Source organism: Micromonospora sp. ATA51 (assembly GCF_016802855.1).
In the GTDB taxonomy this organism is placed as follows: domain Bacteria; phylum Actinomycetota; class Actinomycetes; order Mycobacteriales; family Micromonosporaceae; genus Micromonospora; species Micromonospora sicca.
Map to the genome: position 1 here is coordinate 1 of NZ_JAEVHJ010000340.1, position 6,839 is coordinate 6,839.

Sequence of the window (6,839 nt, forward strand, 5' to 3'; positions counted from 1 at the left end):
GGCACAACTGGACGATCGGCGCACCGATCAAGCGATCATTGATCGCCTACGATCACTAGCCCCTGCTGACCAGGAGCGAAATTCCGGTCAACGATCTAGGCCGGGGGCGTGCTGACCAGGGTCCCCCCTGGTGATCCCGTCGATGCCCGGCTCCGGCTTCTCCGGCAAGCCGAGTGCCCGGCTGGGGCCCCGAGGGCATCGCGAGGACCACATCCTCGAACAACTCGACCCGTGGCTCGCCCGAGCCCTCTCCCCCGGCCGACACACCGCCACCATCCAGGCACCGACGTCCGGCCTGGTGCTTCTCGATCGTCACTCAGTCAGCCGTCGAACCGCTCCCAGGCAAAGTTCGAATCGCGAAGCGGGCGGAGCGCCGACCGATGCGGCTCCCGGCGTACACCTCGACCGAGCCACCTCGGGGGCGGCGGTTGTGACGACCAAGCCGTTCCCGGTGGGATCCGAAGCCGGCGATGCTGTGTCTCCTACCGGGCGCTGTTCCGCGGGCGGCCCCTGCACGCATTCTGACGAGTGGAGACAGGACCCGAGCAGGAGGTAGGAGCGGTGCGTCGGACGCATCTGAACGTCGCGTCGTGCAGGGCGGCAACGAGCGGCAGTTCTGCATTCCTCAATCGGGCGCAGCGCGAGCTGCTGCCTGCCCTGCTTGAGCTTGGCTGACAGGCGCATGCAGACTGGTGGCATGACGCGAGGCATTGCCCTGGTCCGGCGACCCAGCGACCGGCTGGCCGAGGGGCTGGTCACCCACATCGAGCGCAGCGACGTGGACGTCGCGCAGGCCCGGCGTCAGCACGAGGCGTACCGGGCCGCGCTCGCCGAGGCCGGCTGGCAGGTGCGCGAGGTCGCCCCCGCCGATCACTGCCCCGACTCGGTGTTCGTCGAGGACACCGTCGTGGTCTGCGATGGCCTGGCGGTGATCACACGGCCGGGCGCGCCACAGCGCCGTCCGGAGATCCCCGGCACGGAGAAGGCGGTACGCGAGGCCGGGCTGGAGGTCGTACGCATCGAGGCTCCCGGGACGCTGGACGGCGGCGACGTGCTGCAAATCGGCACCACCGTGTACGTGGGCCGAGGCGGCCGCACCAACGGCGAGGGCCTCGCCCAGCTGCGCGCCCATCTGGCGACCCGCGGGCGCACGGTAATCCCGGTCCCGCTGCGCGACGTGCTGCACCTCAAGTCGGCCGTGACCGCGCTGCCCGACGGCACCCTGCTCGCGCTGCCGGAACTGCTCGACGCGACCGCGCTCCGGCAACCCATGCGCACGGTCGACGAGGAGGCCGGCTGCCACGTCGTACCACTCGGTGACGACCTCGTGCTGCTGGCCGCGTCGGCGCCACGCACCGCGGCGCTCGTGGCGGACCTCGGCTTCACGCCGGTCATCGTCGACATCGGCGAGTACGAGAAGCTCGAGGGCTGCGTCACCTGCCTGAGCGTGCTGATCCCCCGGGTCTGACCCACGCCCCCAGCCGGACCCGGTCGGCGGCTACTTATCTACTGGTGGTACGACCGCAGCCCGGCCAGGCTTGGTCGAGGTGACCGGTGGGGTCGCTCTTTCAGCGGCTGCCCACCGCGGTTTGGTGTGGCTCTCATCTGGCATGCGTCCTGCCGGTCACCGTGGCGCGGAGAGGCTCAAGAGAGGTCTGCCCAGCTCGAAGTAGCGCTGCCCTCCTCGCCGGATTCAGCCCCGGTCTGATTGAGGAGGACGAGCGTGGGACAGGTCATCATCGGTATGGATCCGCATAAGCGGTCCGCGACCATCGAGATCATCAACGACCGCGAGAAGGTCCTCGCGCAGGGCCGGTTCGGCACCGACCGCGACGGCTACCAGACGATGCTGAAGCTCGGCCGGCAGCACAAGGACCGGATCTGGGCGGTGGAGGGCTGCAACGGCATCGGCCGGCACATCGCTCAGCGCCTCGTCGCGGACGGCGAAACGGTGGTGGACGTGCCGGCGAAGCTGTCCGCCCGGGCCCGGGTGTTCGACACCGGCCAGGGCCGCAAAACCGACCCGGTCGACGCCCACAGCGTCGCCGTCGCAGCCCTACGCAGCAAGGGTCTACGGCAGGTCACCGTCGACGACACGACCGTTGCACTGCGGCTGCTCGTCGACCGCCGCGACGGTCTCGGCCACGCCCGCACCGACCTGCTCAACCGCATCCACAAGCTTCTGCTGGAACTGCTGCCCGGTGGGGCGAAGAAGTTCCTGTCCGCCCCGCAGGCCCGCGCCCTGCTCAACACGATCCGGCCGCGTGATCTGGTCGGGCGCACCCGCCGCCGGCTCGCCTCCGAGCTGATCACCGAACTGGTCCAGGTCGACAAGAAGATCAAGGCCGCGGACAAGGAACTGACCGAGCTCGTCGAGACCACCGGCAGCAGCCTGCAGGACCTCAACGGCACCGGCCCCTCCGGCGCCGCCCGCCTGATCGGCGACGTCGCGGACATCAGCCGCTTCGCCACCCGCGGGCACTTCGCGTCCTGGAACGGCACCGCACCCCTGGACGCCTCATCCGGCGACCAGCAACGCCACCGCCTGTCCCGGGCCGGGAACCGGCGCATCAACCGGGCCCTGCACATCATGGCCGTCGTCCAGTTACGCCACGACACCGAAGGCCGCGCCTACTACCGGCGCAAACTCGCCGCCGGCAAAACACCGATGGAGGCCATGCGCACTCAAGCGCCGGCTGTCCGACATCGTCTACAAGCAAATGATCAAAGACGCCAAGAAAGCCGGGACGGGCCCGGGAGGACACGTGGGGGCGACTCTTCAATCCAGCGCGGCCGACCCGATCCCCATGATCGACACTTCGGAACAGTCACTTCCCGGACCCGCCGAACCCCAGCCTAGAACACCACTCCTCGCCGCCTCTTGACACAGAGGGGTGCCAGATGAGCGGACCCGATCTCGCTCTCGCCCGAGCGCTCTGGGTCAAGGCTGGCTGGTTCAGGCGTTCGCCAGCGGCAGATCGCCTGCATGTGCCGACTTACCCAGAACTATCCGACCTCCGTAGGTCGCACGGGACGGACGGCGCGGCATCCGGCTGTGGCTGCTGTAACCGCAGATCGAGGCCGCGGAGATAATCACGCGCGATTAGCAAGAGATGCAGGCTGCGTTGATCTTGTCGTCGCGGGGGCGAGGCGACCGGGGCGCCGGTCGGGCGATGTACGGGCCGGAGGTCCGTGCCCGGACACCGTCGGGGTCCGGGGACTTGACCGGACCGGCAGGGCGCAGTCAGCGCAGCCGGGTCTTCCAGTCCTCCGGTACCCGCCCCCGGGGACCGGGGGCGGGCTGGTCGAGCGGGTGCGAGTGCGGCTCGGCCAGCTCCGGCCCGTCGCCGTAGAACTGGTCGTTGGAGTAGTCCCAGAACCACGACTCGCCGGGTTCGAAGCTTTGGATGACCGGGTGACCCGTCGCGGCTGCGTGAGCGGTCGCGTGCTGGCTCGGCGAAGAGTCGCAGCAGCCGACGTGGCCGCAGGCCGCACAGCGGCGCAGGTGGAACCACCACCCGCCGGAGGACTCGCACTCCACGCAGCCCGGGCCGCTCGGTGGCACGGCAGCGTCGATCGCCGCGGTCACGGCCTGCGGCTCCGGCTCGGGCTTGGTCTGGTCACCCACGATTGGTTCCCTCCCGGCTCACGGCCTCCGACGGTCGGACCGATCCGCACGTGTCCCGCCTGGTCGCCCCGGCCTCGCAGTCTGGCACCCGAAAGCGTCGGCCCCGCACCCCGACCCCGCCGGGTGTGCCGGCCGGCACTCAGCCGAGGGGTCTGAGGATCGGTGCGGTGTCGGGAGGTCCCGGCCGGGTCCGACGGCGTGGCGATAGCTCACCGGCCTGACCGACGGGACGGCCGGACTTCTGCCGTTGCTGGCGTACCCTGCCCGCCAGCTGGTGGCCGGCGGCGAGCCCGTCGGCTGGACCGGCCCGGCACGGCGCCCCGCCCGTCGCTGGGCCGCAGGACCGGTCCGGCGGCCAAAGCCAGGTGCGCTTTCACGCTTGGACTGCGGTTCGAGGGAGGCGTGACGTGGCGGTGTCACTGCGTTCCGCTCGGGTAGTCCGTTCCATGGGGTGCGGACGGATCGCGGAGCACGGCTTCTTGGCCGATGGTCGCAGCGCGGTGCTGGTGGACCGCACCGGGTCGGTGAACTGGTGGTGTCCTGCGCGCTTCGACGCTCCGTCGGTGTTCGCCCGCCTGCTTGATGATGATGCCGGGCACTGGGTGATCCGTCCCGCGGGTAGGTTCAGCACGGACCGGGCCTACCTGACCGATACGCTCGTGCTTCGTACCGTCTTCACCACCGCGACGGGCAGCGTGGCGGTGACCGACGCGCTGGCCCTCGAACCGGGTGCGCGGGGCCATGAGGTCGGTCTGCACTCGCCGAGGGTGCTGGCCCGGGTAGTGCGGTGACTCTCCGGCGAGGTCCCGCTGCGCTTGCACTACCGGCCACGGTTCGAGTACGGCCGGATGGTCCCCCAGCTGGTACGGCAGGACGACGCGTTGGTCGCCAGTGCCGCGTCGGCCCGGCTGGATCTGCGCGCGTCCATCCCACTGGTGTGCGAGGTCGGGGAGGCGTTCGGGTCGTTCACCGTACGAGCCGGCGAGACGCGTCACTTCACCCTGGGGTACGCGCCGGCGTACGACGCCGGCCCGCCAGCGGTGCTCGATGCCGAACAGGTGATCGACAATGCCGTCGCAGGCTGGCGCTCCTGGATGGGCCTGCACGACTACCGTGGTCTCTAGCCGGAGCAGGTGCGACGCAGCGCGCTGGTGGTGCAGGGCATGACCTACCGGCCCAGTGGTGCCGTGGTGGCCGCCCCGACGATGTCCCTGCCCGAGGAGTTGGGCGGCGAGCGCAACTACGACTACCGCTACGGCTGGGTACGCGACTTCAGCCTCACGCTGGAGGCGCTCTGGCGCGTGGCCTGCACCGACGAGCTCAACCTGCACGTCGGGTGGTTGACACGGTCGATGGGCATGAACGAGGGCATCGTGCCGATCATGTACGGGGTGGAGGGCGAACGGGACCTCACCGAACACCACCTCGAGCACCTGGCCGGCTTCTCCGGCAGCCGACCGGTACTGGTCGGCAACGACGCCTGGCGACAACGGCAGAACGACGTGCACGGTGAGCCGCTCAGCGCCGCCTGGCTGATGCGGGAGCACCTCGACCCGATGCCGCCGGACATCCGCCAACTGCTGCGCGCGATGACCGAGCGGGCCGCGCGGGACTGGCACCTGCCGGACGCCGGGATGTGGGAGGCACGCGACGCCGAACGCCACTACGTGTCGTCGAAGGTGCAGTGCTGGACGGCGTTGGACCGAGCCGTCCGCTTCGGGTCTCACCTGGGATCCGAGGCGGACGTCGCCAGGTGGGCAGCGGCACGGGACGAGGTACGACGAGCCGTGCTGACCCGGGGCTGGAGCGACCGGCAGGCGGCATTCACCGCGGCCTTCGACACCGATGAACTGGATGCGTCGGTGCTGCTGATGCCGATGGTCGGCTTCCTTCCCGCCGACGACGCGAGAATCCGTTCCACCATCCGGATGATCGAGGAGAGGTTGTCCCACGACGGCCTGCTGCGCCGCTGGCAGGGCGACCCCGCCGGCTTCGTGATCTGCTCCTTCTGGCTGGTCAGCTGCCTGGCGCTGGCCGGCGAGCGCGACCGGGCCGGGCAGCTTTTCGAGCGGCTCGCCGACCGGGTCAACGACCTGGGCCTGTTCGCCGAGCAGATCGACCCGTACAGCGGGGAAGCCCTGGGCAACTTTCCCCAGGCGTTCTCACACATCGGCCTCATCAACGCCGCCGGAGACCTCACCGACCTGGACGCCGGGCGCCACGACCTTCCGCCGGCACCAGAGCGGCTCATCCCCGCCAGCCAGAAGGCGGTCGGCCGGTGAACGACCACTGCCACAATTGGGCCGTCATAGTCCAGCCGAAGTCACCGCCAGGGCAGCCGCCGCGACCGGCGACGCAGCCGCGGACTGGGCGGGCACTCGCTCCATGAGATCGAACGCCGCGCCGCCCGCAAATCCCGGGTGACGCCCGGAGACCTCAGTCCCCGGTGGAACCGGCAGCCTCGACGATCGAGACGGGAGTGCCAAGTTCGACGGTACGGGAGACGGTGCAGAGCCGTTCGTGCGACTGCTGCAGCGACCGGGGCAGCGCCTCGCGCGCCCGGTCGCCGTCCGCGCCCACCGGGAACGTCACGGTGAACTCGACCCTGAGGTTCTGCATCCGGTTTCCCCCGACCTCGTCCCGGATTTTGTCGCCAGTGACTTCGACGGAGAACTGAGTCGGCTCGGCGCGGCGGCTGGTGATGTGGTCCACGTCTATCGCAGTGCAGCCGCCGATGGCAGCCAGCAGCAGTTCCACCGGCGTGAAGCTGGCGTCCTCGCCCGTGCCCATCGACAACGATCCGCCGCGGACATTCCGCGCGACGTACTTCCCCAGGCTGGTGCGCTCGATCTCCACCGAGCGGAAGGTGTCCTCACTCATGACGGGGAAACTACCTTCTGGTCCCCGAGCCACCGGCCTGACCGGCCGATCGGCCCATCCTCAACCGTCGAGACCGCCATGCTCGAGTCGAACGACTGGGGCGACGACGACTGGGGCGTCTGCAACGGCGTCGGCGCCAACCTGCTCGGTGTCCTGCTCATGGAGCGTCGCGGCGTCATCCAACCACTCGAACCTGAACCACGAGTCCGTGCCAACGTGGACATCAGCGAGAGGGATGATGCGGACGTGGCCAATGACAGCGGTTATCTGCTCGACAATCAGCAGGCGGAAGCGGGGACTCGCTTTGGCGCCCTGGCGGCGCTGTTCAACC

General features: G+C 69.8%; 4 protein-coding genes and 2 pseudogenes. 4 read left to right on the forward strand and 2 right to left on the reverse strand.

Annotated features, from left to right (window positions below; translation table 11 throughout):
• The first annotated feature begins 697 nt into the window (after positions 1–697).
• Both ddaH and JNW87_RS32260 read left to right on the forward strand, forming a co-directional pair.
• Positions 698–1,468, forward strand: a complete 771-nt coding sequence (gene ddaH, locus JNW87_RS32255; protein WP_109802895.1) for a dimethylargininase — start codon at positions 698–700, stop codon at positions 1,466–1,468.
• Between the two features lie 255 nt (positions 1,469–1,723).
• Positions 1,724–2,860: an IS110 family transposase gene (locus tag JNW87_RS32260; RefSeq protein WP_236648056.1), complete on the forward strand. Its 1,137-nt coding sequence runs from the start codon at positions 1,724–1,726 to the stop codon at positions 2,858–2,860.
• 384 nt (positions 2,861–3,244) lie between these two features.
• On the opposite strand, the gene JNW87_RS40290 is transcribed toward JNW87_RS32260, so the two are convergent.
• Positions 3,245–3,628: a UBP-type zinc finger domain-containing protein gene (locus JNW87_RS40290; RefSeq protein WP_236648054.1), complete on the reverse strand. Its 384-nt coding sequence runs from the start codon at positions 3,626–3,628 to the stop codon at positions 3,245–3,247.
• Between the two features lie 446 nt (positions 3,629–4,074).
• On the opposite strand from JNW87_RS40290, the pseudogene JNW87_RS32270 reads away from it, so the two are divergent.
• Positions 4,075–5,910, forward strand: a pseudogene (locus JNW87_RS32270) (glycoside hydrolase family 15 protein).
• A gap of 154 nt (positions 5,911–6,064) precedes the next feature.
• Here the strand turns inward: JNW87_RS32270 and JNW87_RS32275 are convergent.
• A complete protein-coding gene (locus tag JNW87_RS32275; protein WP_109802894.1) occupies positions 6,065–6,508 on the reverse strand; it encodes an OsmC family protein in 444 nt (147 codons plus the stop codon).
• Between the two features lie 78 nt (positions 6,509–6,586).
• Between JNW87_RS32275 and JNW87_RS32280 the strand changes: the two are divergent.
• Positions 6,587–6,839: pseudogene (locus JNW87_RS32280) on the forward strand (hypothetical protein); the annotation flags it as partial.

Excerpts from the sequence above, each read along its gene's own strand:
- ddaH (WP_109802895.1), top strand. The coding sequence starts at position 698 with ATGACGCGAGGCATTGCCCTGGTCCGGCGACCCAGCGACCGGCTGGCC.
- JNW87_RS32275 (WP_109802894.1), bottom strand. The coding sequence starts at position 6,508 with ATGAGTGAGGACACCTTCCGCTCGGTGGAGATCGAGCGCACCAGCCTG.